The sequence below is a fragment of the Propionivibrio soli genome, from assembly GCF_025770765.1.
Taxonomy (GTDB): domain Bacteria; phylum Pseudomonadota; class Gammaproteobacteria; order Burkholderiales; family Rhodocyclaceae; genus Propionivibrio; species Propionivibrio soli.
Map to the genome: position 1 here is coordinate 82,542 of NZ_JANZKY010000005.1, position 25,341 is coordinate 107,882.

The window sequence follows — 25,341 nt, forward strand, 5'->3', positions numbered from 1 at the left end:
ACCATGCTATCAGCCATTCGCCGCCGGCTCCGTTGGCCGGCATCGAACCCCTCGCTCCGTACCGTCGCCGGAGCGGCGACGGCTGCGTTGCTTGCGGCGGCGGCGATTGGTATGGCGGAAGTGCGCTTTCATTCGGTGCAAGTCTTCCACTCTGCCCCTGTTGCTTTGACCGCCATGCTGCTACTTGGCGCGGCCCTCAAAAGTCGCGTAGCGCGCGGAGCCACCCTGACACTCCGCCGCGCCGGCAACCGGCGCGCAAGCGACGTCGGCGAGGACGCCTGATCGTGCGCCCGTTCCGGCCATATCCCCCAGACGCGAAGCGTCGCATCGAACGAGGATAGGCTGGAATGCGCGATCTTTCGACAATCAACGGCCTTCTCGCGGTCGCTACCGGTTGGTTGATCATCGGCGGGCTCGGTATTCTTTTCCCCCGCCGCTTCACGCTCATTAGCCGCGTACTTTTCCCACTCGGGGCCGTCCTCGGTTTAGCGCTCGCCTGCCTCGCACTCACCGGGATTGCAGGTGAGGTGCAGACGATCATCCTGCCGCTCGGGCTTCCCGATCTGCCGTTCCATTTACGGCTCGACGGCCTCTCCGGCTTCTTCCTGCTGCTTCTCGGCGCCGCCTCCGCCGGCATCTCGACCTACGCTGCCGGGTACTTCCGCAAAGGAGGCGGCACGGCGCCAGGGCTGCAGTGTCTGCTCTACCACGTATTCCTTGCCAGCATGGCGTTCGTGATGCTCGCCGACGACGGCTATGCTTTCATGGTCGCGTGGGAAACGATGGCGCTCACGTCGTTTTTTCTCGTGACGTCCGAACACCGGCATGCGGAAATCCGGCGCGCGGGTTACCTCTACCTTCTCGTCGCGCACGTCGGGGCCGTCGGCATCCTGCTCTCCTTCGGTGTCATGGCAGGCAGTGCTGGAGACTACACGTTCGACGCGATGCGCGAATTTTTCCACCATGGCGCCTGGCCGACGATCGCGTTTTTGCTCGCCGTCTTCGGGTTCGGAGCCAAGGCCGGCGTGCTGCCGCTGCACATCTGGCTACCGGAAGCCCACCCGGCCGCGCCGTCGCCCGTATCGGCAATGATGAGCGGCGTCATGCTGAAGACGGCCATCTACGGACTGATGCGTGTGACCTTTGATCTGCTGCAGGCGCAACTGTGGTGGTGGGGATTGATTCTGCTCCTCTTCGGGCTCGCCTCCGCGATCTTCGGTGTCATCTTCTCCGCGATCCAGACCGACATGAAGCGCCTCCTCGCGTATTCGTCGATCGAGAACATCGGTCTCATCCTCGTGGGCTTTGGACTGGCAATCATCTTCAAATCGTTCCTCCTGCCTCATCTGGCTGCACTCGCGTTGACCGCGACGCTCTATCACTGTCTCAATCACGCCTTCTTCAAAAGCCTGCTTTTCCTGTGCACCGGTTCCGTGCTGCATGCCACGGGTGAGCGCAATCTGGGCAAGCTTGGCGGACTGATCCACCGCATGCCGTGGGTAACTTGGTTGGCGTTGGCCGGCGTGCTCGCTTCGGCTGGCCTGCCGCCGCTCAACGGCTTCGTCTCCGAATGGCTGCTGTTGCAGAGCTTTCTGTTCACGTCGGGTTTGCCGCACGGGTATCTGAACATGCTCCTGCCTGTCGTCGCCGCGGCGTTGGCGCTGATCGCCGCCCTCGCTGGCTTCGCGATGGTGAAGTTCTTCGGCGTCGTTTTTCTAGGCCAACCGCGCGAAGAAAAGCTGGCGGCGGCGCACGACGCCGGTCGCCTCGAGCGACTCGGCCTGCTCTGGCTGGCCGTGGGATGCGTGGCCCTTGGGCTGCTGCCTAACCTGGTCATCATGATGCTCGATCCCGTGACGCGCCTACTTGTCCACAGCGGGCTCAGCGCGGCGGCGAGCAGCCACGGCTGGTGGCTGCTGGCACCGATTAGCGAAGACCGGGCCAGCTACAGTCCGGCAATCTTCTTCGGCAGCATCGCCCTCTTCATGCCGTTGGTATTCTGGTTGGTGCGTCGCCGTTATCATGGTCGTATGAGCCGAGTTCCGGCCTGGGATTGCGGCTTCCCGCTGCAGACTAGCCGCATGCAGGACACGGCCGAAGGTTTCGGGCAACCGATCCGGCGCGTCTTCTCGCCGTTCTTCAAGCGCACGCGCGAGCATCCTTCGGCATTCGACACACAACCGCGTTACCTGAGCATCGTCGAAGACCCGATTTGGTATTGGCTCTACGTGCCCATCACGCGCATTGTCGAATTCGGTACGCGGCTGATCGCTTTCCTGCAAGAAGGCCGGATCGCGGTCTATCTGCTCTACAGCTTCGCGACGCTGATCATTCTCCTGGTTCTCACACGCGGATGAACTTCTACGCCCTCTTTGCCCAACTGCTCGAGTTGATCGTCGCCCTGATCCTGGCACCGATGCTCACCGGTTGGGTCAACCAATGCCGGGCCTGGATGCAGAACCGCTCCGCGCCGCCGCTGCTGCAAACCTACTACACGCTGAGCAAGCTGTTTCACAAGGACGTGCTGCTCGCGCACAACGCATCGACTCTGTTCCGTGCGGCACCGTACATCGTTTTCTCATGCATGGCGTTGGCATCGGCCATCGTCCCGACCTTGTCGACCGAGCTCATCTTCTCGCCGGCGGCGGACGCGATCGCGCTCGTCGGCTTGTTCGCCCTCGCCCGCATCTTCATTTCGCTGGCTGGCATGGACGTCGGCACGTCGTTCGGATCGCTCGGCTCGCGGCGCGAAATGTTCATCGGCTTCCTCGCCGAACCGGCGTTGCTGATGGTGTTCTTCACCGCCTCGCTGATCTCGCACTCGACGTCGCTGGCAACCATCGTCGAGACGTTGGCGCATAAAGAGTTCGCGATCTATCCGAGTCTGGCGTTTTCCGGCATCGCGTTCATGATGGTGTCGTTGGCCGAGAATGCGCGCGTGCCGATCGACAACCCGACGACACACCTCGAATTGACGATGATCCATGAGGCGATGATTCTGGAATACTCAGGGCGGCATCTGGCGCTCATCGAATGGGCGTCGTGCCTGAAGCTCTTCGCCTATTCGTGCCTCGGCATCGCGCTATTCTTCCCCTTCGGGGTTGCCCAGGCCTTTGACCCCATCGCACTCACCTTGGCGAGCGCGATTCTCGTCGCCAAGCTCGCGCTCGGAGGCTTCACGCTTGCGCTGATCGAAACCCTGAGCGCCAAGATGCGCGTCTTCCGCGCGCCCGAGTTCCTCGGCACAGCTTTCCTGCTCGCGGTCCTTGCCATGCTCGTGCATCTTCTGTTGGAGGCCGGGCGATGAACCTGTCGATCCTGCACGCCGTTCCGCTCGCTGGACAGGTGATCAACCTGTGTGCCGCGATCATGCTACTGCTCGGGTTTGCGATGCTCGCGCAGCGTCGTATCCTAACCTTGATCAATCTGTTCATGATGCAGGGCGCCGTGCTCGCGGTGTCCACGGCGATCGTCGCGTTGACGACGCAACAGCATCACCTGCTATGGTCGGCCGGACTCACGCTGATCCTCAAAGTCATCCTGCTGCCGTACATCCTGCATCGGCTGATTCGCCGGCTTTCCGTGAAGTGGGACATTGAGACGCTGCTCAATATTCCGACGACGATGCTCGCCGGCATCGCACTCGTCGTGATCGCCTTCAACGTGGCGCAGCCGATCTCGCAGCTCTCCGGAACGATCATGCGCGCGACCATCGGAATCGCGCTGGCCTGCGTCCTGCTCGCCTTCCTGATGATGATCACGCGCAGCAAGGCGGTGCCGCAGGTGATTGCTTTCCTGGCGATGGAAAACGGCCTCTTCTTCGCAGCAACCAGCGCGACCTACGGCATGCCGATGGTGGTCGAACTCGGCATCGCGCTCGATGTGCTGGTCGGCATGGTGATCTTCGGCGTGTTCTTCTTCCAGATCCGCGAGCAGTTCGACAGTCTCGATATCCGCCACATGGAACGGTTCAAGGAACGGTAATGGAACTCGCCCTCGTCCTCGCCGTCCCCTTCGTCGCCTCACTTTTGCTGGCGATCGTCGGCCACCACCACATCGCCGACCGTCTCAATATCGTGAGCAGCCTGCTGACGCTCCTCGCCGCAGCACTGCTCACGATCCGCGTCATCGGTGAAGGTCCGATGGTCCTCTTCCAGGAACAGTTCTTTGTCGACCCGCTCAATGTGTTCCTCATCGCGCTGACGGCGCTCGTTGGCTTCACCACCTCCGTCTTCTCGCGTCCGTACATGCGTGTGGAGCATCACCACGGGCGGCTCTCGGTGCCGCGCTTGCGCCTCTATCACAGTATGTTCCAGATGTTCATGTGCACCATGCTGGTGGCACTCGCCACCAACAACCTCGGCATCCTGTGGGTGGCAATGGAGGCGGCGACGCTGACCACGGTGCTGCTGGTCGCGCTCTACCGTACCCCGGCCAGCTTGGAGGCAGCGTGGAAGTACTTCATCCTGTGCGGCGTCGGCATCGCGCAGGCGCTGTTCGGGACCATCCTGATCTACTTCGCGGCCGAACGCGTCCTCGGCCCTCTGGGTGGCGCGCTGCTCTGGACGCACCTGGACGTCGTCAAGATGTCGCTGGAGCCGACGGTACTCTCGCTGGCCTTCGTATTCCTGATCGTCGGCTACGGCACCAAGACCGGCCTCGTCCCGCTGCATAACTGGCTGCCCGACGCGCATGCCGAAGGGCCCACGCCGGTGTCGGCGGTCCTTTCCGGGTTGCTGCTCAACGTAGCGCTATACGCGGTGGTACGCTGCAAGGTACTCGTCGACGGCGCGCTGGAGAGCCACTTCGCCGGCAACCTGATGATGGGCTTCGGGCTCCTGACGGTGACCGTACCCGCGTTCTACCTCTCGCGGCAAAAGGACATCAAGCGTCTGTTTGGATTTTCGTCGATTGAGCACATGGGGCTGATCACCTTTGCATTCGGCATGGGCGGGCCAGTGGCGAGCTTCGCCGGACTGCTGCATATGACGGTGCATTCGCTCACCAAGTCGGCGATCTTCTTCGCCGTCGGACACGCGTCGCAGATGGCGGGAACGCAGATCATTGCCGACATCAAGGGACTACTCAAACGCTCGCCGACGATCGGCTGGGGACTGATGCTCGGCTCGCTCGCCATTCTCGGCATGCCGCCCTTCGGCGTGTTCACCAGCGAGTTCATGATCCTCACGACGGCGATCAAACACTACCCGTGGGCGACGCCCGTCTTGCTCACCTCGCTTGGTGTCGCTTTCGCCGCCATGTTCGGCAAGGTGCAAGCCATGGCTTTCGGCGACCCGACGGTCCAGCCGCTGCCGCACAACCCGGCGTTGCTGCCGGTCTTCGTGCACCTCGGGCTGGTGCTCATGCTCGGCCTCTGGATTCCTCCCTACCTCGCCGAGTGGTACCGGCAGGCGGCACGCCTGATCGGATAGCGACGGACGAAGCTCATGCGATTCCTCGATCAACCCATCGAATTTGAGTCGTTGCCGGGACACGCGATACCCGTCTTCGCCGCACGTACGACAGCGGACGAACTCGCCGCCTTTTGCCACGCGGCACACGCGGCTGAGCGGCGCCTTGTTGCCCTGTGGGGCAGCGATGAGCGAGACCGCGAACCCGGTGCGGGCTATGCGCTGCACGTCGCATTCGATCTCGCCGAAGGTCTCGTCTGCCTGACGCTGCCGACGGCCCCGGACCAACCCGTGTTTCCCGACATGTCTCCGGCATTTCCCGCCGCCGACCGCATGCAACGCGCGGTGCGCGACACGATCGGCGCCACGTCCGAGGGCGGCGATCAGCGCGCTTGGCTGCGCCACGCCAATTGGCCGGAGGACTACTACCCCTTGCGGCGCGATACGCCTGACGCCCGTTTCGAAACCCGCAACGAGGACTACCCGTTCGTCCGCGTCGAAGGTGACGGCGTGCACGAAGTCGCGGTCGGCCCCATCCATGCCGGCATCATCGAGCCCGGCCATTTCCGTTTCTCGGTGATGGGCGAGAACGTGCTCCGCCTCGAAGAGCGGCTCGGCTGGAAGCACAAAGGAATCGAACGCCGATTCGTCGGCATGGCCCTCGCCGAAGGTGCGCGCTTGGCGGGCCGCGTCTCCGGCGACTCGACGGTCGCCTACGCCTGGGCCTACAGCCAAGCCTGCGAGGCGATCGCCGACGTAACGCCGCCGCCGCGAGCCCGCTGGTTGCGCGCGCTGCTGCTCGAACGCGAGCGCGTAGCCAATCACCTGGGCGACCTCGGCTACCTCGGCAACGACGTCGCGCTGGCGTTCGGCCTCGCTCAGTTTCTGAGACTCCGCGAAGACTGGCTACGTCTGAACGCAAAGTTGTTCGGGCATCGCCTCCTCATGGACCGTATCGTTCCCGGCGGCGTAGCCATCGATCTCGACGCGCAAGGCGCCGAAGCGATCATCGATCAGTGCCACGCCATAGAAGAGGACGTACGTCGGCTCAAATCGATTTACGACGAGCACGCCGGCCTGCAGGACCGCTTTCTCACCACCGGCCGGATTACGCCAGCACTCGCCCGCCGACTCGGCATCATCGGCCTCGCCGGGCGTGCGAGTGCCCAGCGCTGGGACCTGCGGTGCGAGCACCCGTGCGCGCCGTACGACGAGCTGAAGCCGAAAATGGCCATCGAGCGCAACGGCGACGTCGCGGCGCGGGCGCTCGTCCGCTTTGCCGAACTCGGCGAAGCATTCCGCCTCGTCCGCAAACTCATCGTCGATATGCCGGCCGGCGAACTCCGACGCGATCTGCGCAGCGCGCCCGACAAGCGCGGCTTTGGCTGGGTCGAAGGCTGGCGAGGTGACGTGTTGGTTGCAATCGAAACGGGCGCCGACGGCAAGATCCGCCGCGGTCACTGTCACGATCCATCCTGGCAGAACTGGGCGGCGCTCGAACACGCGGTGATCGACAACATCGTTCCCGACTTCCCGCTGATCAACAAGTCGTTCAACCTTTCCTACGCCGGACCGGACCTCTGACCATGATCCCGCTGCTGCGCCAAATCCTCCGCGTCGGAATCGTCACTGAGCCGGCACCGCCAGCCGACGAAACGCTACGCCTGACGACACAGCGGCTTTCCGACGCCGTCGCCCGGCAGATCGGGCGAGCCCTCGTCATCCGCCACGTCGACGCCGGCTCGTGCAACGGCTGCGAACTCGAATTGCACGCCCTCGGCAACCCGTACTACAACCTCGAAGCGATCGGCATCAAATTCGCGGCCAGCCCGCGACACGCCGATCTGCTGCTCGTCACCGGCCCGGTCGCCAAGAACATGGAAGTCGGGCTCAAGCGCGCCTACGACGCCATGCCCGAGCCCAAGCTCGTTGTCGCCGTCGGCGACTGCGGGTGCACGGGCGGTATTTTTGGTGAGAGTTACGCGTCCTGCGGACGCGTTGCCAACGTCATTCCGGTGGACGTTGCGATTCCGGGGTGCCCCCCGACGCCCTTGCAATTGATGCAGGGCATCCTTGCGGCAATCGCCCCCGCGCAGGTCGAAAGCAACCCGGGAACCTAGCACCCAAGAGCGAACTCCTAGCGGGCATGGCAAACATTACCCGCCGTCTGTTCATCCATGGCCGCGTGCAGGGCGTCGGCTTCCGCTGGTGGGTCTGCGCCCAGGCACGGCGCCTCGGCCTTAGCGGATGGGTACGCAACCGCTATGACGGCAGCGTCGAAGCGCTCATCCACGGTGCCCCGGACGCCGTCGAGATGCTTACCCGACTCGCCCACGACGGCCCGTCGCACGCCGACGTCAGCCGCGTGCTCGCCAATGATGAGCCGGGCGGCGAGGATTTTGGGACGCAAGGGCGATTTGAGCAGCGGCCGAGCGTTTAACGCTTGCCGTAGAGGATCCCGGCCAGCAAAGAACCGAGTGCTCCGTGTGCGCGAGCACAACCCCGCTTACGGCAAACCAACTAATTCTGGGCGCAGCACGACAAACTTGACGTGCTCATGTTCCCCCGGGCGAAGCGTGACCTGCTGGTAGCGGATGTCGCCGCGCGTCGGGTGGACAAAGCGGCGTTCGCCGCCTTGACGTTCGAGCACGTCATGCTGTTTCCAGAACCGGGCGAAGTCGGGGCTGGCGCTCGAAAGTTCGTCGACGAGACGGATCAGCGCGGGTTCGTCGAGGTACTGCCCGCAATCGGCTCGGAACTCGGCGGCAATGCGCCGCGCGCGCACTTCCCAATCGGCGAGAAAGGTGCGCGCCTGCGACGAGAGAAAGACGAACCGCAGCATGTTCGGCGCCGGCTCGTCGGCATGCGGTTCGCGGTCGAGCCAGCCGGTGAACAGTTCGGCGGCCGGCGCGTTCCAAGCCACGACGTCCCAATAGCGCCCCATCACATACGCCGGAATGCGCACGTCGTCGAGCAGGTCGATAAGCAGCGCAGGGATGTCGTCGCCGTCCGGGACGGCGCCTTGAGGATCACGCCGGTCGGCAATCTCGAACAGGTAGGCGCGCTCGCTGCGCGTGAGACGCAGACTTGTCGCTAGCCGGTCGAGCGCCTCGGCTGAGATGTTCACCTCGCGTCCCTGTTCGATCCAGGTGTACCAAGTCGGACTGATTCCGATGAGCTGCGCCATCTCTTCGCGACGCAAGCCTGAGGTACGCCGGCGGCTGCCGGCGGGGAAGCCGAAAACGGCCGGTTGGCTGCGATTGCGGATGGCTTGCAGGAAGGCGGCGAGCTCCTTCCGGCGGGCGCTGGCGGCTTCGCTTTTCATGCCCCGCTCCCCGAAGACTGTTAGTGATAATACTAGTATAAATACTCGACTTGTTACGGTATAGGAACGGAATACCATCCGCTCAAGCCCAACGAGTATCGTTGCGGTTCCCGATTCCCCGCGCCCGATGGCGCGCTTAGCCAGGAGACCTATCGATGGCCGGTAAGACCCTTTACGACAAGTTGTGGGACAGCCACGTCGTCCGCCAGGAAGAGGACGGCACCTGCCTGCTTTACATCGACCGCCACCTCGTGCATGAGGTAACCAGTCCGCAGGCGTTCGAGGGCCTGCGCCTTGCCGGTCGCAAACCGTGGCGCAACACGACGATCGTCGCCGTACCCGACCACAACACGCCGACCAACAATTGGGACCGCGGCATCGAGGACCCGATCTCGAAGCAACAGGTGGATACGCTCGACGCCAACATCAAGGAATTCGGCGCGCAGGTCTACTTCCCGTTCAAGCACGCCAACCAGGGCATCATCCACGTCATCGCGCCGGAAAACGGCGCCACGCTGCCCGGCATGACCGTGGTGTGCGGTGACAGCCACACGGCGACGCACGGCGCTTTCGGCGCGCTGGCGCACGGCATCGGCACTTCCGAGGTCGAGCACGTCATGGCCACGCAGACGCTGGTGCAGAAGAAGTCGAAAGCCATGCAGATCAAGGTCAATGGGCAGCTCGGCTCGGGCGTTACGGCCAAGGACATGGCGCTGGCGATCATCGGCCGCATCGGTACGGCGGGCGGCACGGGCTACTGCGTCGAGTTCGCCGGCACCGCCGTCGAAGGTCTGTCGATGGAAGGCCGCATGACCTTGTGCAACCTGGCGATCGAAGGCGGCGCACGCGCCGGCATCGTCGCCGTCGATGAGAAGACCATCGCCTACCTCGAAGGCCGCCCGTTCGCGCCGAAGGGTACCGACTGGGACAAGGCAGTCGCCTACTGGAAGACGCTGAAATCGGACGCCGACGCAAAGTTCGACGCAGTCATCGAAATCGACGCTGCCGCGATTCAGCCGCAGGTCACCTGGGGCACGTCGCCCGAACAGGTGACGGCCATCGGCGGCAAAGTGCCGAACCCGGCCAACGAAGCCGATCCGATCAAGCGCGCCGGCATTGAGCGCGCCCTGCAATACATGGGCCTCAAAGCCGATACGCCGATGAGCGAAATCGCCATCGACAAGGTATTCATCGGTTCGTGCACCAACTCGCGCATCGAGGATCTGCGCGCCGCCGCCGCTGTAGCGAAGGGCAAGAAAGTGGCGGCCAACATCAAGCTGGCGCTCGTCGTCCCGGGCTCTGGCATCGTCAAGCGTCAGGCCGAAGCCGAGGGGCTCGACAAGGTCTTCACCGCCGCCGGCTTCGAGTGGCGCGAGCCGGGCTGCTCGATGTGCCTGGCGATGAACGCCGACCGGTTGTCGCCAGGCGAGCGTTGTGCGTCGACATCGAACCGCAACTTCGAGGGACGCCAAGGGCCCGGCGGACGCACACATCTCGTGAGCCCGGCGATGGCCGCCGCTGCCGCCATTGCCGGCCATTTTGTCGACGTCCGCCAAGCCTGATCAGAGGAGAGAACACATGAGAGCTTTCACCAAACTCCACGGAATCGTCTGCCCGATCGACCGCGCCAACGTCGACACCGACGCGATCATCCCGAAGCAGTTCCTGAAGTCGATCAAGCGCAGCGGTTTCGGCCCGTACCTGTTCGACGAGTGGCGCTACCTCGATCACGGCGAACCGGAAATGGACTGCACGAACCGTCCGAAAAACGCCGACTTCGCCCTTAATCAACCGCGTTATCAGGGTGCTGAAGTTCTGCTCGCGCGCGACAACTTCGGCTGCGGCTCAAGCCGCGAGCATGCACCGTGGGCGATCGAGAACTACGGCTTCCGCGTCATCATTGCGCCGTCGTTTGCCGACATCTTCTTCGCCAACACCTATAAAAACGGGTTGCTGCCGATCGTCGCGTCGAGCGAGAACGTCGACCGGCTCTTCCGCGAGTGCCTGGCTACCGAGGGGTATGCGCTCGACGTCGATCTGAAGACGCAGACGGTCACTTCGCCGACCGGCTTCAGCTTCACCTTCGACATCACGCCGCACCGCAAGCACTGCCTGCTCAACGGGCTCGACGAGATCGGGCTGACATTGCAGCACGCCGGCGAGATCAAGGCCTTCGAAGCGCGGCACAAGGCCGCGCAGCCCTGGCTGTTCGCTTAAGACGCCGCTGCGCCGTTCCTCGAAACGGCCGCCCGGTTTTCGGTCCTGGACCGAGGCCCGGCGGCCGTTGCTTTTGTGCGCCGAGCGAGAAGCGGCTCTTTCGCTGGGAACTTGCGGCCGGACAACTACACTAAGGTGGGTTCGCGTGCGAGATAGGCACGCTTTGCACGCTTCGTTTCAATAGCCACTCAAGGAGAAAAACATCATGGCCGTTCTCGTCAGCAAGCAAGCTCCGGACTTTACCGCCAACGCCGTTTTTGGAAACAACGAAATCAAGGAGATGAAGTTCTCCGAGCACATCAAGGGCAAGTACGCGGTGTTGTTCTTCTACCCGCTCGACTTCACCTTCGTCTGCCCGTCCGAACTGATCGCCTTCGACCACCGCCTGAACGAATTCAAGCAGCGTGGCGTGGAAGTGATCGGCGTGTCGATCGACTCGCAGTTCACGCACCTCGCATGGAAGAACACACCGGTCAACAACGGTGGCATCGGCCAAGTGCAATATCCGCTCGTCGCCGACGTGAAGCACGAAATCTGCCGCGCCTATGACGTCGAGTTTGGTGCCGGGGGTGTCGCCTTCCGCGGCTCGTTCCTGATCGACCGCAACGGCGTCGTCCGCCATCAGGTCGTCAATGATTTGCCGCTCGGCCGTAACATCGACGAGATGCTGCGCATGGTTGACGCGCTGCAATTCACTGAAGAGCACGGCGAAGTCTGCCCGGCCGGCTGGAACAAGGGCAAGGCCGGCATGAAGGCCTCCACCTCGGGCGTCGCCGAGTACCTCGCCCAACACGCGCAGGAACTCTGATCATCGATCGATAGAATCCCACCGCCTGGCGCCCGGAAGATCGGGCGCGAAAAGAACGGCCACGGAAGGCATTCCGTGGCCGTTTTTTCGTTTTCAGCCGTTTGATTGAGCGAGTTGAATGATATTGCCAGCGCCGCGCGCAACAGCCGCCTACTTCAGGTTGGACGCCGAGAGCAGCACGACCTTGCCGGCGAGGAAATTGACCGAGATGCCGCGTTTCTCGTCGCCCCACTGGCACGACCGCACGCCGAGCGCTTCGTCGCAGCGCGCCGGGTCGCCGAGTATTGCGCGCACCTCGTCGTAAGACTGCCCGGCCTTGAGCTTGCCGTAATTTTCGATATTGATCCGATCGCCGCAAGCGGCAGCCAACAAGGCGACGAGGCTCGCGACGGTAAGACGGCGGAAGGACGGTGGCAGCATGGACGTTCCTTAGCGGAGGAGAATCAGGCGTATTCGATCGTCACATTCTCGGCCTGCAGCCAATCGCCGAGTGTGTTCAGCAAATCATCTTCGAGGCGCACGCGGCATTGTTCGCCCAAGGCCAACTCGCAGGCCGCCTGGGCGTTCCGGTAAGCCAGGCGAACGGGGCAGTTACCCGGCGTAAACGGCGCCAGGGCGGCCTGCAGGCGCTGCACGGCGGAACGCGCGTTGGGTCCGCTCGCCTGCCCGTTGAGCGAGAGCCGGAGGTGCTTGGCAAAGCGGCCGCGCGCCTCGGCCAGAGTCAGCAGGCGTTCGGCGATCACACGTACTTTGCCTTCGCCGGCGAAATCGTCACGCTGCACCTTGCCTTCGATGACCAGCACCTCGTCTTCACGAATCTTGGCCCGCTCAGCGTCGAACAGTTCGTTGAACACCGAGATTTCGAGCGAGGTCGTGCCATCGTCGAGTTGCACGAAGGCCATCTTGCCGCGCGAGGTCAGCTTGGTGCGCACACCGACGACGAGCCCGGCGAGCAACTGCGGCTCTTTTTTCGGCTGCAGCGTGGCAAGCGACTTGCGCGCGAAACGCGACACCTCGGCTTTGACGCTGTTGAACGGGTGCCCGGAGAAGAAGAAGCCGAGCGCAATTTTCTCTTCAGTGAGCTGTTCGCGCTCGGTCCAACGCGGCACTTCCTGGTACTGCGGGCCATGCTCGGCACGCGTCTCTTCGCCGAACACATCGAAGAGACTCACCTGCATCGCGTTGCGCTCGGCTTGCTCGGCGGCTTCGATGGCGATACCGACGGAGGCCATCAGCCGCGCGCGGTGGTCGTCGAGCGAGTCGAAAGCGCCGGCGCGAATCAGCGCCTCGATCGTGCGCCGGTTCACCATGCGCTTGTCCACGCGCTGACAGAAGTCGAACAGATCCTTGAACGGGCCGCCCTCGGCGCGCGCCTTGAGGATCACATTGACCGCCTGCTCGCCCGTGCCTTTGACGGCGCCGAGGCCGTAACGAATCGTCTTGCGGTCGACCGGCGCGAACCGGTACTCGGACGCATTGACATCCGGCCCGAGCATCGTCAGCCCGTTGCCGATCGCATCGTCGTAGAAAATCTTCACCGTGTCGGTGTTGTCCATGTCGGACGACAACGACGCCGCCATGAAGGCGGCGCAGTGATGCGCCTTGAGCCAGGCGGTCTGGTACGTAACGACGGCATACGCGGCCGTGTGCGACTTATTGAAGCCGTACTCGGCGAACTTCGTCATCAGGTCGAAGAGCTGCTCGGCCAGCGCCGGGTCGTAGCCCTTCTTCGCCGCGCCCTCCGCGATCGTGGCCCGGTGCTTGGCCATCTCCTCGGCCTTCTTCTTACCCATCGCCCGGCGCAGCATATCGGCGCCGCCGAGGGTATAGCCGCCGATGATCTGCGAGATCTGCATCACCTGCTCTTGGTACACGATCACGCCGTAGGTCGGTTCGAGGCTCCCCTTGAGGTCGGGGTGGAAGTAGTCGATCTTCTGCTGACCCTTCTTGCGCAGGATGAAGTCATCGACCATGCCCGAGCCGAGCGGGCCGGGACGGTAGAGCGCGAGAACGGCGATGATGTCTTCGAAGCGGTCGGGCTGCAGCTTCTTGAGCAGCTTCTTCATGCCCTCCGATTCAACCTGGAAGATCGCCGTCGTGTTGGCGTCCTTCAGGATTTTGTACGCGGCCGGGTCGTCGAAGGTCAGCGCGTCGAGGTCGGGGCGCGAACCGGTGAGCCGCTCGACGTAGTCGACGGCGAGCTTGATGATGGTGAGGTTACGCAGGCCGAGGAAGTCGAACTTCACGAGCCCGACCTTTTCCACGTCGTCCTTGTCGTACTGCGAGACAACCGAGGCTCCAGCATCGGCCGAGTACAGCGGGCAGTAGTCGGTGAGCTTGCCGGGCGCAATGAGCACGCCGCCGGCATGCATGCCGATGTTCCGTGTCAGGTCTTCGAGGCGGCCGGCCAGCTCGAACAGCTCCTTGACCTCCTCTTCCTCCTCGATGCGCTGCTTGAGCTGCGGCTCGGCCTCGACAGCCTTGGAGAGCGACAGCGGCTTGTTCTGCTCGACCGGGATCAGCTTGGAAAGCTGGTCGCAGAAGTTGTACGGCAGATCGAGCACGCGCCCGACATCGCGGATGACCGCCTTCGACGACATCGTGCCGAACGTGGCAATCTGCGAAACGGCATCGTGGCCGTATTTGTCGCGCACGTATTCGATCACGCGGCCGCGGTTGTCCTGGCAGAAATCGATGTCGAAGTCGGGCATCGACACCCGCTCCGGGTTCAGGAAACGTTCAAAGAGCAGGGCATACTTGAGTGGGTCGAGGTCGGTAATGCCGAGAGAGAAAGCGACCAGCGAGCCCGCGCCCGAGCCTCGCCCGGGGCCGACCGGAACGCCGTTGTTCTTGGCCCAGTTGATGAAGTCCGCAACGATCAGGAAGTAGCCCGGGAATCCCATCTGAACGATCGTCTGCGTCTCGGTCTTCAGCCGCGCCTCGTAGGTCGGGCGCTGCTTCTCGAGTTCCGCCTCGTCTGGGAAAAGCTGCTTCAGGCGCCGTTCCAATCCCTGTTCGGCCTGCATGACCAAAAAGTCGTCCAGCGAAATGCCGTCCGGCGTCGGGAAGATCGGCAGATAGTTCTTGCCGAGCGTGATCTGCAGATTGCAGCGCTTGGCAATTTCGACGGTGTTTTCCAGCGCCTCGGGCAGGTCGCTGAACAGCTCGACCATTTCGTCGGGCGACTTGAAGTACTGCTCTTCGGTGTATAACCGCGGCCGGCGGGCGTCGCCGAGCATGTAGCCCTCGGCGATGCACACGCGCGCCTCGTGCGCCTTGAAGTCGTCGCGTTCAAGAAACTGGATCGGATGGGTGGCCACCAAGGGCAACCCGAGATCGGCAGCAAGGGAAACCGTCGCCGCGACCAGCGCCTCCTGAGCGCCATGGCCGCGCGGATACACGCGTTGTACTTCGAGGTAGAAGGCGTTTGGGAATAATTCGGCCCAATAGCCAGCCCGGCTTGCCGCCTGGCTGAGATTGCCTTGCTGTAGCGCCTCGCCGACATCGCCGGCGCCAGCGCCCGAAAGCGCTATCAGGCCGCTGCAGCCGACGTCGTTGAGCATCTGGCGCGTGATCTCTGCACGGCCACGCACGCGCGGCGCCAGATAAGCCCGCGAGAGCAACTCGCACAGCTGGTGGTAACCTTCGCGCGAGCGGCAGATGAGCAGCATGCGGTACGGCCGGTCTGCGTCCGACTCATTGCTGAGGTAGATGTCGCAACCGAGAACCGGCTTGACCCCTTTGCCGCGTGCTGCAAGGTAGAACTTCACTAACCCGAACAGATTGGCGAGATCGGACAGCCCAAGCGCCGGCATACCGCAAGACGCCGCCCGCGCCACGGCATCATCGAGGCGGACGATGCCATCGGTGACCGAGTATTCGCTGTGCAGACGGAGATGGACGAAACGGGTATCGGGCATCCCGCCATTTTACCGCGCGTCGCCCTGGTCGGCGGCGTGATGGGAATCTCTTTCCACCCCCGGCAGCGCAAGGTGCTGAAATTCCGAGCCTTCGTTTTGGAAAAGAGCAGCAGACGGCTGAAACAACTCTTTACACATCCTTACGGCGTAGCCACAACGCGGAAGACGGAACGGGCTATTCTGCGATCGTCACGACACGCACGGAGATCATCATGAACAAGGGATTTGTCAGCGCCGTCACCCTTTCGCTCGGTCTGCTGACGGCAAACGCCGCCCTGGCGAACGACGCCGTAATCGGAGCCATCGTCGGCGGCGGACTAGGAGCGGTCGTCGGCAATCAGGTCAGCGGCCGCAATGGCGCCGTAATCGGTGGCGCGGTTGGTGCGGCCGCAGGCGCGGCGATCGCGTCGGACAATGACCGCGACCGCAATTACCGGCGCGTCCATGGCTATTACGTGGCCCCAGCGCCCGTACCGGTCTACGCCCCTCCGCCTGTCTATCAGGTGCCGGCGTACGCCCCACCCCCGGTGTATTACGCACCGCCACCTGTGCGCGTCGTCACGCCGCCGGTGGTCTACGTCCCGGCCTACGGGCGGCCTCACCACCATCATTACTATCGACACGACGGTTACTACGGCCGCGATCGCGATTGGCGCTAAAACCGGACGGCGACGGAGAGAACAGGCCGCAGTGATTCAATAAGGGGCCGGGCGCCGCGCACTCTCACGCGGCAAGCGCCTTTTCGATCAACGTTTTGATCGTGCTCGGCTCGAAAGGCTTGTCGCAGATCGCCGAAACTCCCGCTTGCTCGACAGCGGCCAAGCGACTACTGTTCTGCTCGCTGGTCACCATCAGAATCGGCACCGAACTCTGCCAGCCCTGGCTGCGGATGTGCTCCACGAGTTCCTGCCCCCCCATTTCCGGCATGTGGTAGTCGGTGATGACGAGGTCGACGAGGTTGCCGCCGAGAACTTCGACCGCCTGACGGCCGTTTTCGGCCTCAAGAAAATGCTCGATGCCGAGGTTGCTGAGCACGCGCCGAATGAAACGCCGTGCATTGCCGCTGTCGTCAACGATCAGCACGCGCAAGGCTTCGAGATCGACGCCTTGCACCTGGAGCGAATCGGACGGATTCAAGTAGTCCAACGTCGCGCGCATCGCGCGGTCAAGCTGCGCTGGCGTAAAGGGCTTGGGTAGGATGGCGCAGGCGCCGGACTGGCGCACGCCCTCGAGCATATGCGGCCGCGTCTCGCTAGAGATCAGAATGAATGCCACGGCGGCCAGGCGCTTGTCGTCGCGCATGGCCGTAATCAGGTCCGTGCCCGACATGTCCGGCAGGTACATCGCGCTCACAACGATCGCCGGTTTGGCGCGACGCATCTGCGCCAGGGCGTCGCTCCCGCTCTCGACCGCCTTGATCTGCACGACTCCCAACTTTTGCAACGCCTCGATGATGATCCGCTGCTGCACCTTGGATGGCTCGACCAGCAGCGCGTCGAGTTCGTTGCCTGCGAAATTCATTTCTGCTCCCTGAGTCCGACTAACTGCGTCCGACTATACGCGAGGGAGGAGGAAAGAAAAAGCAAACGCGGCCGGTTCCGCCCGCCTCCCGCTTCCTGCCTCACTCTTGGCGGTCCACCCAGTCGATGATGGGCTGCCACTGCGCGATATCCTTTTCAGCGCGGCTCCCGGAGACGTCGAACAACGTCATGCCGGCCGCGGCGAGTTGCACGTAAATCTGGGTATCGCGCAGACAGGCCAGGACAGGCAACTCGTACGAATCGAGAAAGCGCTCCAATTCGCCCGCCGCCCGCGTGCGCGGGTCGACGCGCATACCGATGACAGCTACAGCGAGACGCCCCTTGCGCACGGCCTTCTCCTCAAGCAACGCTTCCAGGAAATGCCGCGTGGCCAGAATGTCGAATAGCGACGGCTGCACGGGAACGATGACCGCATTTACCTGCTTGAGCATCCATTCGAGCGTCTTGCCGTGAACGCCGGCCGCGCTGTCCAGGACGACGTGCGTGGTCGCTTGTGGCGGACGAGCTGGCTGACCCTTTTCAACTTCCCAGCTATGGATGGGTGGCAGAAGCTCGGAACGAATCGACAGCCAATCGCGCGCCGACTGCTGGCGGTCGGTGTCGCCCAGCATCGTGGTATGCCCGCTACGCGCGAAATAGCCGGCGAGATTGGTCGCCAGCGTCGTTTTTCCAGACCCTCCCTTGGGGTTCGCGATCAGAAAGGACTTCATGACGTTGTTTCCGTGATTTGTCCGGATTGAAGATGCTGCAACTTCTGGCGTACGAGATTGATGTGTTCGCGCAAGGTGTAAAGCAGATCGCTGAAGGCGAGCGGGATGTTGCGCGAATACGCGTCTTCTTCGATGCGGTCGAGCCGCGCGAGATATTCGCTGTGTCGGGCGGCATCGTAATGCTGCCGAATCTCGTTCTCCATGAATTTCAGATCGCCATAACAGCGGAAGATTTTCGATCGTACCCGCCAGCTATACACCGACGGCGCGAGCCTGAGCAACGGAAGCAGCAGGACGACGACCGGAACGACGAGCACGAATAGCCGTTCGACAAGCACCGCGAGCCAGAACGGCAGATAGCGCTGCAGGAATGACGGCCCCGATTTGTAATAACGCGCCGCATCGGCGGAAAGCTCGAAAGTGCGATCACGGTAGGCCGGGAATTCTCCGGCCGCATGGAAAAAGCCGCTCTTGCCATGCACCTCGCTCATCGCCTGCAGGAACAAGCTCGCCAAGGCTGGATGCAGATCGTCGCGAACGACGACGTTGGCGGTGGTCGCCAGCAACACCGTATCGCGCGGAGGCGTATCCCGTACGAGGTCGACAACTCCGCGCGGCAGAACGATGCGGGAGAGGAACGGAAAACGCCGCGTATAAGCATCCGCCTGACTGAAGCTCATGACGCGCACGCCGGGCGAACGCAACAGCACTTGCACCACGGGCGCTTCCGGTGCGGCGACGACGAAGGTGGCGTCAATGCGGCTTTGCTGCAGTTCCTCCGCGGCGTTGAGGCCGGTGACCGGGGACAGGTTGGGCGCATTCCCGGCAATCTCGTTCGCTTCGAGCAGCTGCAGCGCAAGCCCACGAATGCCGCTGCCCTCCTCACCGACCGCGATGCGCCGTCCATCGAGCTGATGCAGGCGATCAAGGCGCCGGTCATTGCGATAGAAAACCCACACCGGCTCGTACGATACGCTTCCCAGCGACACGAGATTGGCGGTGTCCTCACTCGCAACGTCTTGAATACCGCCTTGCACGAGCGCCACGTCGGCCTCGCCGTTTTTTAGGCGTTCCAGATTCTGCGCGGAACCAGCCGATGTCTTGATCTCCAGGGTGATGCCGTTGACGGCGAGAAGCTCGGCGTAGCGTTTGGCGTACGCGTAGTACGCTCCGGTTTCTCCGCCGGTGGTGATGGTGATCCGGCGGGGCGGAGCTGGCTGCACGAACTGGTAGGCAATGACAAAGCCGATCGCCGTGATGAGAACGATCGGCCACGCCGTCGCCAGCAGATCGCGAATCGAAATGAACTTCGCGCGCAGGGCGTTCATTACGGCAGGAGAACCGTCGAACCGGTTGTCTGTCGTGCTTCGAGGGCCCGGTGTGCGTCCCCGGCCTTAGCAAGCGGGAACGTCTGGTTAACCTCGATTTTCACTTGCCCCGATCCCACGACATTGAAGAGCTCTTGGCCTAGTGTCACGAGGTCGCCCCGTTCAGCAGCGTAATCGGCAAGCTTCGGACGCGTGAGGAAGAGCGATCCCTTTTGCGAGAGCAACAGCGGGCTGATTTCCGGAACCGGGCCGGAGGCATTGCCGAAGGTGACCAGCATGCCGCGCGAACGCAGGCTGTCGAGCGAGCCGGTGAAAGTGTCCTTACCAACACCGTCGTAAACCACGGAAACGCCTTTACCGCCCGTCAGTTCTCGCACCCGCTTGGCGACGTCTTCACGCGAATAGAAGATGACGTGGTCGCACCCATGCGCCCGGGCCAGTTCTGCCTTCGCCTCGGTGGAGACCGTGCCGATCACCGTTGCGCCTAACGCTTTCGCCCATTGACAAACGATGAGGCCGACGCCCCCGGCGGCGGCGTGGATCAGGATCGTGTCGCCCGGTTGCACGCGGTATGTCTGGCGCAACAGATACGCCGCCGTCAGCCCTTGCAACGTCATCGCCGCCGCCGTCTTGAAATCGATGCCGTCCGGCAGCTTGAGCAGATGCCGGGCCGGCAAGCAACGTACTTCGCTGTAGGCGCCGAGGGGGCCAAGGGCATAGGTTACGCGATCGCCAGGCAACACCTCGCTGACGCCTTCGCCGACCGCTTCGACGACACCTGCGGCTTCGGTGCCGAGTCCAGACGGCAAGGGTACTGGATATAGGCCTGAGCGATGGTAGGTATCGATGAAGTTTAGCCCCACCGCCTCGTGGCGCACACGGACTTCCCCGGGCGCGGGGTCGCCGACGGCGACGGTTTCCCAACGCAGGACTTCCGGTCCTCCCGTCTGATGAAAGCGAATGGCGTAGGGCATGGTTCTCTCCTTGCAAAATCAACGAGTCATCGATCGGTGTGCCGTTTTGCGAACGAAGCCCAAGGGTCCGTCCGGCAACGGCATGCAGATCGTAGCCTAGCCGCTCCCCGGGCAGCGGGCAAGCCAGGAGCATGCCGTTGAAACAATCCACAGACTTATCCAGAGGGGCTGTGCAAAACCTGTGGGTAAGCGACGCTCAGGACGTGGATCAAGCGAGCGCTGACGAGGGACGATTGCCCGTAAAATGGCGCCATGATCGAACCTCAACACCGCCGGCTGTTTGTCACGCTCTTTTCTCTTTTCGCGGTTTACGGCACGTCGTTTACGATCATCGGGGCCACGCTGCCCAAGATCCTGGCCGATTTCAAGTGGAGTTACCTCGCGGCCGGAATCGTCATCGGCGCCGGCGCGGTGGCCTATTTCGTGTTCACCTACGCGGCCGGTCACCTCGTCAAACGTTACGGCCCGCGCACGGTCTTCCTGCTTGGACTCGGCAGCATCGTCGCGGGACTGGCGTTTTTCGCCACAGCGGCCGACCCGTTGAGTAATACCGTTCTGAGTGCCGTCATCGGCGCGGGGCAAGGCTGTATCGAAATCGGCGTCAACTGGACCACCTTGCGCATCGATACCCGCCACAGCGGCCGGCCGATGAACCTCATACATGGCGCCTTCGCCGTCGGCGCCATCGCCGGGCCGCTGGCGGTGAGTGTGCTGATCGCATCGGACATCGGCTGGGTGCTCGTTTTTCGGGGTATCGCCGCGATCTTTGCGTTGCTCGCTGTCGTCGTCGTACTCACCCCGCTGCCGGACGCAGGATCGGAGGAGACCGCCGAGGCGGGTGCGGCCGAACCCGCGCATCAGTCGGCGGCCTACTGGCTTGCGTTCGGCGCGCTCCTCCTCTACGTCGGCGTCGAGCTCGGCGTCTCGAACTGGGTCGCGGAGTATTTCAGCCGCGTTTTCGCCTATTCGGCCGCCGCTGGCGCGTTTCTCGTCTCGGTGTTCTGGTTTGGCGTACTCGCCGGCCGCTTCGGCATCCCGCTGCTTTACAAAGGCGAACGGCATGGACGATTGCTGATCGCCTTCTCGGCATTGGCCGCAGGCGCACTCATCGCGCTGACACTGCTCGGTTATGCCGCTTCCTCGGGCACCCCGGCCGGGGTCGGCCAAGTGCTCGTCTTTCTGGTCGGACTGGGCTGTTCGATCTATTACCCGACGGTCATCACGCTGATCGGCAAATGCTTCCCGCGCGCGCAGAGCCAGGCAGTGGGTTTCGCCGCCACCGGCGGCGGCATCGGGGCATTCGCCTTCCCGTTCGTCATGGCCTGGCTGGCCGAGGAATGGGGTATCAAGGCGGGATTCATTTTCTACGCCACCTTCGCCGTGGCCATGACGGTCGTTGCCGCTCGCCTCGCCAGCGCGGCGGCTCGAACAGGTACTCAGTCGGCGGACGCGCCGGTGATTCCGGTACACGACAATCAGCAGGGATAACGGCACGCGCTCACTGCGGCGCCATCCACGCCGATATCGGGCATTTGGGCGCTACACTGGCGTCAGTTTCGCGTAGTCGAGCGCAAGCCATTTCATGCCTTGCACACCGAAATTCACCTGCACGCGCGCGTCGTTCCCCCGTCCTTCCGCCGCCACGATGACGCCAAGTCCGAACTTGGCGTGCTCTACGTTTTGCCCGATGCGCAGGCCGCGCAGGTCGGGCCCCGTTTCGGCGTATCTGGCGCGCGGGACATCACTGGCGTGCGACGCAGGGGCGGTTACAAATGCCTGGGCCGGCCCGACGCGGCGCAGCAATTCTTCGGGGAGTTCCTCGAGAAAGAGCGAAGGCACGCAGTAGCGGGTTTGCCCGTGCAGCATGCGCGTCTGGGCATACGAAAGGTACAGTCGTTTGCGGGCCCGCGTGACGGCGACGTACATCAAACGACGTTCCTCCTCGATGCCGTCGCGTTCCTGCACCGAGTTTTCGTGCGGAAAGAGCCCTTGCTCCAGGCCGGTGATGAATACGACGTCGAACTCGAGCCCCTTGGCCGCGTGCACGGTCATCAGCTGTACGGCGTCCTGGCCTTCGCCGGCTTGGTGTTCGCCGGCTTCGAGCGAGGCGTGGGCGAGAAACGATGCCAGGGGACTGCCGTCGGCGGGGTTCGCCAGCGTGTCCGATTCTTCCTGCACGAAACTCGTCGCCGCGTTGATCAGTTCATCGAGGTTTTCGAGGCGCTCACTGCCTTCCTTTTCAGAAAGGTAATGCTGGCGCAGGCCGCTCTTCTCGATCAGATGATCAATCACTTCGGGCAACGCGAGCGAAGCCGTGTCGTTACGCAGCGCCTCAACGAGCCGGATGAAGTTGCCGACGGCCGCCCCCGCCTTTCCTGCCAACCCGGCGGCCGCGTTGTACAAGCTTGAATTGGCGCGATGGGCCGCTTCTTGCAGCGCTTCGATGCTCCGGCTGCCGATGCCGCGCGTTGGAAAGTTCACCACGCGCATGAAGGCAGTGTCGTCGTCGGGATTGACGATCAGACGCAAGTAAGCGAGCGCGTGCTTGATTTCCTGCCGGTCGAAGAAGCGCAAGCCACCATAGACCCGGTACGGCACTCCGGCCGTAAATAGCTGGTGCTCGAGCACGCGCGACTGGGCGTTGGAGCGATAAAGCAGCGCGACCTGATCGCGGGCAAAACCGTCGCGCACGAGTTCACGGATTTCATCGACGACGAAACGCGCCTCGTCGAGGTCGGAGAAGCCTTCAAACACACGGATTGCCTCACCCGGCCCGGCATCGGTCCACAGCGTCTTGCCGAGCCGGGTGCGGTTGTTCTTGATGAGCGCGTTGGCCGCGTCGAGGATGTTGCCGTGCGAGCGATAGTTCTGCTCCAGGCGGATGATGTTCTTGATCCCGAACTCGCGCTCGAGATCGCGCATATTGCCGACCTCGGCGCCGCGGAATGCATAGATCGACTGGTCGTCGTCGCCGACGGCAAAAATGCTCGCTTCATCAGTCGCTTCCTCCTGCGCCGGCCCGGCCTCTTCGCCGTGCCCGGCGAGCAGCTTCAGCCACTTGTACTGCAGGATGTTCGTATCCTGGAACTCGTCGACCAGGATGTGCCGGAAACGTTGCTGGTAATGACGGCGCACCGGCTCGTTGCGGCAAAGCAGTTCGTAGCAGCGCAGCAGCAGCTCGGCGAAATCGACGACGCCTTCCCTTTGGCATTGCGCGTCGTACTCGGCATAGAGCGCAACGCGTCGCCGCGTGTAATCGTCGTAGACCTCCGCGTGCGCGGCCCGGACACCCTGTTCTTTGTGCGCGTTGATGAAGTTGGCGAGCTCGCGCGGCGGAAATTTCTCGTCGTCGACATTCAGGTTTTTCAGCAACCGCTTGATCGCCGAAAGCTGATCGGCCGAATCGAGAATCTGGAATAGCGCCGGCAGGCCGGCGTCGCGGTGATGCGCGCGCAATAGTCGGTTGCACAGGCCGTGGAAGGTGCCGATCCACATCCCCCGCGTATTGATCGGCAGCATCCCGCCCAAACGCGTAAGCATCTCCTTTGCCGCCTTGTTCGTGAACGTTACGGCGAGGATGCCGTACGGTCCGACCTGACCGGTCGAAATCAGCCAAGCGATACGCGTCGTCAGGACGCGGGTTTTTCCGCTGCCGGCCCCGGCAAGGATCAACGCATGTTGCGGAGGAAGCGTAACGGCAGCGAGTTGCGGCGGATTGAGGTCGGAGAGGAGATTCGGCATGGATGAGCGGACACCAAAACGGCGATTATACCGAGCGGTGAGGATGCGCCGACGGACACGCTGTAAATGTACGGTCGGCAACCTGGCCGCAGAGCGGTGACGCCAAGCCCGCGCAGCATCCCTCGCCGGTTTCCTTCGCTCAAAAGCCGAAACCCGGGAAACTTGTCCTCTGCCAAGGTCTCCAATGAATGTCCGGTTCCGTACGGGGGCCGCCCCCGCACGCTATAATGGCGTCTTCCCTTTCAAACTCACGTTAATTGGAATCGATATCATGAATGCCCCCCAGGTTAAGCCGGGTGTTATCGCCGGTGACGATTTGCAGTCCCTCTTCGCGTTCGCCAAGGCCAACAGGTTTGCCTTGCCTGCCGTCAACGTCATCAACACGAGCACGGTGAACGCGGTAATGGAAGCGGCCGCAGAGATCAAGTCGCCGGCCATCATCCAGTTCTCCAACGGCGGCGCACAGTTCTACGCCGGCAAGGCGCTGAACAACGACGCACAACGCGCTTGCATCGCCGGTGCTGTCTCCGGCGCACAGCATATTCACGCACTGGCTGCCATGTACGGCGCCAGCATCGTTCTCCACACCGACCACGCCGCCAAGAAGCTGCTGCCGTGGATCGACGGCTTGCTCGACGCCGGTGAAGCGTTCTACAAGGCCAACGGCAAGCCGCTGTTCAGCTCGCACATGCTTGACCTGTCTGAGGAGCCGCTGCAAGAGAACATCGAGATCTGCAAGCGCTACCTCGAGCGCATGAGCAAGATCGGCATGACCCTCGAAATCGAACTCGGCGTCACCGGAGGCGAGGAAGACGGCGTGGACAACAGCGGCGTCGACAGCTCCAAGCTGTACACGCAGCCGGAAGACGTCGCCTACGCTTACGAGCAACTGTCGAAGATCAGCAACCGCTTCACGATCGCCGCGTCGTTCGGCAACGTGCATGGCGTTTACAAGCCCGGCAACGTCAAGCTGCAGCCGATCATCCTGAAGAACTCGCAAGAATACATCCAGAAGAAGTTCGGCACCAAGGCGCAGCCGATCGACTTCGTGTTCCACGGCGGCTCGGGCTCGACGCTCGAAGAAATCCGCGAAGCGATTTCCTACGGCGTGATCAAGATGAACATCGACACCGACACGCAGTGGGCGTTCTGGGACGGCGTTCGCGGCTTCTACAAGAAGAACGAGGGTTACCTCCAGGGCCAGATCGGCAATCCGGAAGGCGAAGACAAGCCGAACAAGAAGTACTACGACCCGCGCGTCTGGCTGCGCAAGGGCGAAGAGTCCTTCAAGGCGCGCCTCAAGCAAGCCTTTACCGACCTCAACAACGTCGGTACGCTGGGCTAAGCGATTGCAGTCAGGAAAAAG

At 62.9% G+C, this 25,341-nt stretch carries 22 protein-coding genes; 14 read left to right on the top strand and 8 right to left on the bottom strand.

The window, feature by feature from the left end; translation table 11 throughout:
• Positions 1-3: 3 nt before the first annotated feature.
• The 8 genes from NZ453_RS06945 (at position 4) to NZ453_RS06980 (ending at position 7,851) form a co-directional block, all read left to right on the top strand.
• On the top strand, positions 4-282 hold the full coding sequence (locus tag NZ453_RS06945; protein WP_263769744.1) for a hypothetical protein: 279 nt from the start codon (positions 4-6) through the stop codon (positions 280-282).
• Between the two features lie 65 nt (positions 283-347).
• Complete coding sequence (gene hyfB / locus NZ453_RS06950; protein ID WP_263769745.1) at positions 348-2,357, top strand: hydrogenase 4 subunit B; 2,010 nt, start codon at positions 348-350, stop codon at positions 2,355-2,357.
• Positions 2,354-3,307: a respiratory chain complex I subunit 1 family protein gene (locus NZ453_RS06955; RefSeq protein WP_263769746.1), complete on the top strand. Its 954-nt coding sequence runs from the start codon at positions 2,354-2,356 to the stop codon at positions 3,305-3,307. Before hyfB ends, NZ453_RS06955 begins: the two co-directional genes overlap by 4 nt.
• Positions 3,304-3,984: a formate hydrogenlyase gene (locus tag NZ453_RS06960; protein WP_263769747.1), complete on the top strand. Its 681-nt coding sequence runs from the start codon at positions 3,304-3,306 to the stop codon at positions 3,982-3,984. The genes NZ453_RS06955 and NZ453_RS06960 overlap by 4 nt, the downstream gene beginning before the upstream one ends.
• Complete coding sequence (locus tag NZ453_RS06965; protein WP_263769748.1) at positions 3,984-5,432, top strand: hydrogenase 4 subunit F; 1,449 nt, start codon at positions 3,984-3,986, stop codon at positions 5,430-5,432. The genes NZ453_RS06960 and NZ453_RS06965 overlap by 1 nt, the downstream gene beginning before the upstream one ends.
• A gap of 15 nt (positions 5,433-5,447) precedes the next feature.
• Positions 5,448-6,995 (top strand): hydrogenase large subunit, encoded by a 1,548-nt coding sequence (locus NZ453_RS06970; protein ID WP_263769749.1) that lies wholly within the window; start codon positions 5,448-5,450, stop codon positions 6,993-6,995.
• Between the two features lie 2 nt (positions 6,996-6,997).
• Complete coding sequence (locus NZ453_RS06975) at positions 6,998-7,531, top strand: NADH-quinone oxidoreductase subunit B family protein (RefSeq protein WP_263769750.1); 534 nt, start codon at positions 6,998-7,000, stop codon at positions 7,529-7,531.
• Between the two features lie 26 nt (positions 7,532-7,557).
• A complete protein-coding gene (locus NZ453_RS06980; RefSeq protein ID WP_263769751.1) occupies positions 7,558-7,851 on the top strand; it encodes an acylphosphatase in 294 nt (97 codons plus the stop codon).
• A 66-nt stretch (positions 7,852-7,917) separates the two neighbouring features.
• Here NZ453_RS06980 and NZ453_RS06985 read toward each other — a convergent pair whose 3' ends face one another.
• Positions 7,918-8,736 (bottom strand): helix-turn-helix transcriptional regulator, encoded by an 819-nt coding sequence (locus NZ453_RS06985; RefSeq protein WP_263769752.1) that lies wholly within the window; start codon positions 8,734-8,736, stop codon positions 7,918-7,920.
• Between the two features lie 155 nt (positions 8,737-8,891).
• Here NZ453_RS06985 and leuC point away from each other — a divergent pair, with 155 nt between their 5' ends.
• The 3 genes from leuC (at position 8,892) to NZ453_RS07000 (ending at position 11,761) form a co-directional block, all read left to right on the top strand.
• Complete coding sequence (gene leuC / locus NZ453_RS06990) at positions 8,892-10,298, top strand: 3-isopropylmalate dehydratase large subunit (RefSeq protein WP_263769753.1); 1,407 nt, start codon at positions 8,892-8,894, stop codon at positions 10,296-10,298.
• A gap of 16 nt (positions 10,299-10,314) precedes the next feature.
• Positions 10,315-10,953: a 3-isopropylmalate dehydratase small subunit gene (gene leuD / locus NZ453_RS06995; RefSeq protein ID WP_263769754.1), complete on the top strand. Its 639-nt coding sequence runs from the start codon at positions 10,315-10,317 to the stop codon at positions 10,951-10,953.
• A gap of 205 nt (positions 10,954-11,158) precedes the next feature.
• The gene (locus NZ453_RS07000) at positions 11,159-11,761 is read left to right on the top strand and encodes a peroxiredoxin (RefSeq protein WP_263769755.1); all 603 of its coding nucleotides are present in this window, start codon (positions 11,159-11,161) and stop codon (positions 11,759-11,761) included.
• 150 nt (positions 11,762-11,911) lie between these two features.
• Here the strand turns inward: NZ453_RS07000 and NZ453_RS07005 are convergent, their stop codons facing one another.
• Both NZ453_RS07005 and dnaE read right to left on the bottom strand, forming a co-directional pair.
• Positions 11,912-12,181: a hypothetical protein gene (locus tag NZ453_RS07005; RefSeq protein ID WP_263769756.1), complete on the bottom strand. Its 270-nt coding sequence runs from the start codon at positions 12,179-12,181 to the stop codon at positions 11,912-11,914.
• A 23-nt stretch (positions 12,182-12,204) separates the two neighbouring features.
• Positions 12,205-15,681, bottom strand: a complete 3,477-nt coding sequence (gene dnaE, locus NZ453_RS07010) for a DNA polymerase III subunit alpha (protein WP_263769757.1) — start codon at positions 15,679-15,681, stop codon at positions 12,205-12,207.
• Between the two features lie 212 nt (positions 15,682-15,893).
• Here dnaE and NZ453_RS07015 point away from each other — a divergent pair, with 212 nt between their 5' ends.
• A complete protein-coding gene (locus tag NZ453_RS07015) occupies positions 15,894-16,340 on the top strand; it encodes a glycine zipper domain-containing protein (RefSeq protein ID WP_263769759.1) in 447 nt (148 codons plus the stop codon).
• A gap of 64 nt (positions 16,341-16,404) precedes the next feature.
• Here the strand turns inward: NZ453_RS07015 and NZ453_RS07020 are convergent, their stop codons facing one another.
• The 4 genes from NZ453_RS07020 to NZ453_RS07035 all read right to left on the bottom strand — a co-directional run bounded on the left by NZ453_RS07020 (position 16,405) and on the right by NZ453_RS07035 (position 20,234).
• Positions 16,405-17,202, bottom strand: coding sequence for a response regulator (locus NZ453_RS07020; protein ID WP_263769760.1), 798 nt, complete (start codon positions 17,200-17,202; stop codon positions 16,405-16,407).
• Between the two features lie 100 nt (positions 17,203-17,302).
• Complete coding sequence (locus NZ453_RS07025) at positions 17,303-17,932, bottom strand: nucleotide-binding protein (RefSeq protein WP_263769761.1); 630 nt, start codon at positions 17,930-17,932, stop codon at positions 17,303-17,305.
• Complete coding sequence (locus tag NZ453_RS07030) at positions 17,929-19,260, bottom strand: TAXI family TRAP transporter solute-binding subunit (RefSeq protein WP_263769763.1); 1,332 nt, start codon at positions 19,258-19,260, stop codon at positions 17,929-17,931. The genes NZ453_RS07025 and NZ453_RS07030 overlap by 4 nt, the downstream gene beginning before the upstream one ends.
• Positions 19,260-20,234: a quinone oxidoreductase family protein gene (locus NZ453_RS07035; RefSeq protein WP_263769764.1), complete on the bottom strand. Its 975-nt coding sequence runs from the start codon at positions 20,232-20,234 to the stop codon at positions 19,260-19,262. The genes NZ453_RS07030 and NZ453_RS07035 overlap by 1 nt, the downstream gene beginning before the upstream one ends.
• A 252-nt stretch (positions 20,235-20,486) precedes the next feature.
• Between NZ453_RS07035 and NZ453_RS07040 the strand changes: the two genes are divergently transcribed.
• Complete coding sequence (locus NZ453_RS07040) at positions 20,487-21,722, top strand: MFS transporter (RefSeq protein WP_263769765.1); 1,236 nt, start codon at positions 20,487-20,489, stop codon at positions 21,720-21,722.
• Positions 21,723-21,773: 51 nt separating this feature from the next.
• On the opposite strand, the gene NZ453_RS07045 is transcribed toward NZ453_RS07040, so the two are convergent.
• Positions 21,774-23,975 (bottom strand): 3'-5' exonuclease, encoded by a 2,202-nt coding sequence (locus NZ453_RS07045; RefSeq protein WP_263769766.1) that lies wholly within the window; start codon positions 23,973-23,975, stop codon positions 21,774-21,776.
• Positions 23,976-24,246: 271 nt separating this feature from the next.
• Here NZ453_RS07045 and fbaA point away from each other — a divergent pair, with 271 nt between their 5' ends.
• Complete coding sequence (fbaA, locus tag NZ453_RS07050; RefSeq protein WP_263769767.1) at positions 24,247-25,320, top strand: class II fructose-bisphosphate aldolase; 1,074 nt, start codon at positions 24,247-24,249, stop codon at positions 25,318-25,320.
• Positions 25,321-25,341: the final 21 nt, after the last annotated feature.

Bases quoted from the DNA above. Each gene is read 5' to 3' on its own strand.
- NZ453_RS06945 (WP_263769744.1), top strand. From the start codon at position 4: ATGCTATCAGCCATTCGCCGCCGGCTCCGTTGGCCGGCATCGAACCCC.
- hyfB (WP_263769745.1), top strand. From the start codon at position 348: ATGCGCGATCTTTCGACAATCAACGGCCTTCTCGCGGTCGCTACCGGT.
- NZ453_RS06955 (WP_263769746.1), top strand. From the start codon at position 2,354: ATGAACTTCTACGCCCTCTTTGCCCAACTGCTCGAGTTGATCGTCGCC.
- NZ453_RS06960 (WP_263769747.1), top strand. From the start codon at position 3,304: ATGAACCTGTCGATCCTGCACGCCGTTCCGCTCGCTGGACAGGTGATC.
- NZ453_RS06965 (WP_263769748.1), top strand. From the start codon at position 3,984: ATGGAACTCGCCCTCGTCCTCGCCGTCCCCTTCGTCGCCTCACTTTTG.
- NZ453_RS06970 (WP_263769749.1), top strand. From the start codon at position 5,448: ATGCGATTCCTCGATCAACCCATCGAATTTGAGTCGTTGCCGGGACAC.
- NZ453_RS06975 (WP_263769750.1), top strand. From the start codon at position 6,998: ATGATCCCGCTGCTGCGCCAAATCCTCCGCGTCGGAATCGTCACTGAG.
- NZ453_RS06980 (WP_263769751.1), top strand. From the start codon at position 7,558: ATGGCAAACATTACCCGCCGTCTGTTCATCCATGGCCGCGTGCAGGGC.
- NZ453_RS06985 (WP_263769752.1), bottom strand. From the start codon at position 8,736: ATGAAAAGCGAAGCCGCCAGCGCCCGCCGGAAGGAGCTCGCCGCCTTC.
- leuC (WP_263769753.1), top strand. From the start codon at position 8,892: ATGGCCGGTAAGACCCTTTACGACAAGTTGTGGGACAGCCACGTCGTC.
- leuD (WP_263769754.1), top strand. From the start codon at position 10,315: ATGAGAGCTTTCACCAAACTCCACGGAATCGTCTGCCCGATCGACCGC.
- NZ453_RS07000 (WP_263769755.1), top strand. From the start codon at position 11,159: ATGGCCGTTCTCGTCAGCAAGCAAGCTCCGGACTTTACCGCCAACGCC.
- NZ453_RS07005 (WP_263769756.1), bottom strand. From the start codon at position 12,181: ATGCTGCCACCGTCCTTCCGCCGTCTTACCGTCGCGAGCCTCGTCGCC.
- dnaE (WP_263769757.1), bottom strand. From the start codon at position 15,681: ATGCCCGATACCCGTTTCGTCCATCTCCGTCTGCACAGCGAATACTCG.
- NZ453_RS07015 (WP_263769759.1), top strand. From the start codon at position 15,894: ATGAACAAGGGATTTGTCAGCGCCGTCACCCTTTCGCTCGGTCTGCTG.
- NZ453_RS07020 (WP_263769760.1), bottom strand. From the start codon at position 17,202: ATGAATTTCGCAGGCAACGAACTCGACGCGCTGCTGGTCGAGCCATCC.
- NZ453_RS07025 (WP_263769761.1), bottom strand. From the start codon at position 17,932: ATGAAGTCCTTTCTGATCGCGAACCCCAAGGGAGGGTCTGGAAAAACG.
- NZ453_RS07030 (WP_263769763.1), bottom strand. From the start codon at position 19,260: ATGAACGCCCTGCGCGCGAAGTTCATTTCGATTCGCGATCTGCTGGCG.
- NZ453_RS07035 (WP_263769764.1), bottom strand. From the start codon at position 20,234: ATGCCCTACGCCATTCGCTTTCATCAGACGGGAGGACCGGAAGTCCTG.
- NZ453_RS07040 (WP_263769765.1), top strand. From the start codon at position 20,487: ATGATCGAACCTCAACACCGCCGGCTGTTTGTCACGCTCTTTTCTCTT.
- NZ453_RS07045 (WP_263769766.1), bottom strand. From the start codon at position 23,975: ATGCCGAATCTCCTCTCCGACCTCAATCCGCCGCAACTCGCTGCCGTT.
- fbaA (WP_263769767.1), top strand. From the start codon at position 24,247: ATGAATGCCCCCCAGGTTAAGCCGGGTGTTATCGCCGGTGACGATTTG.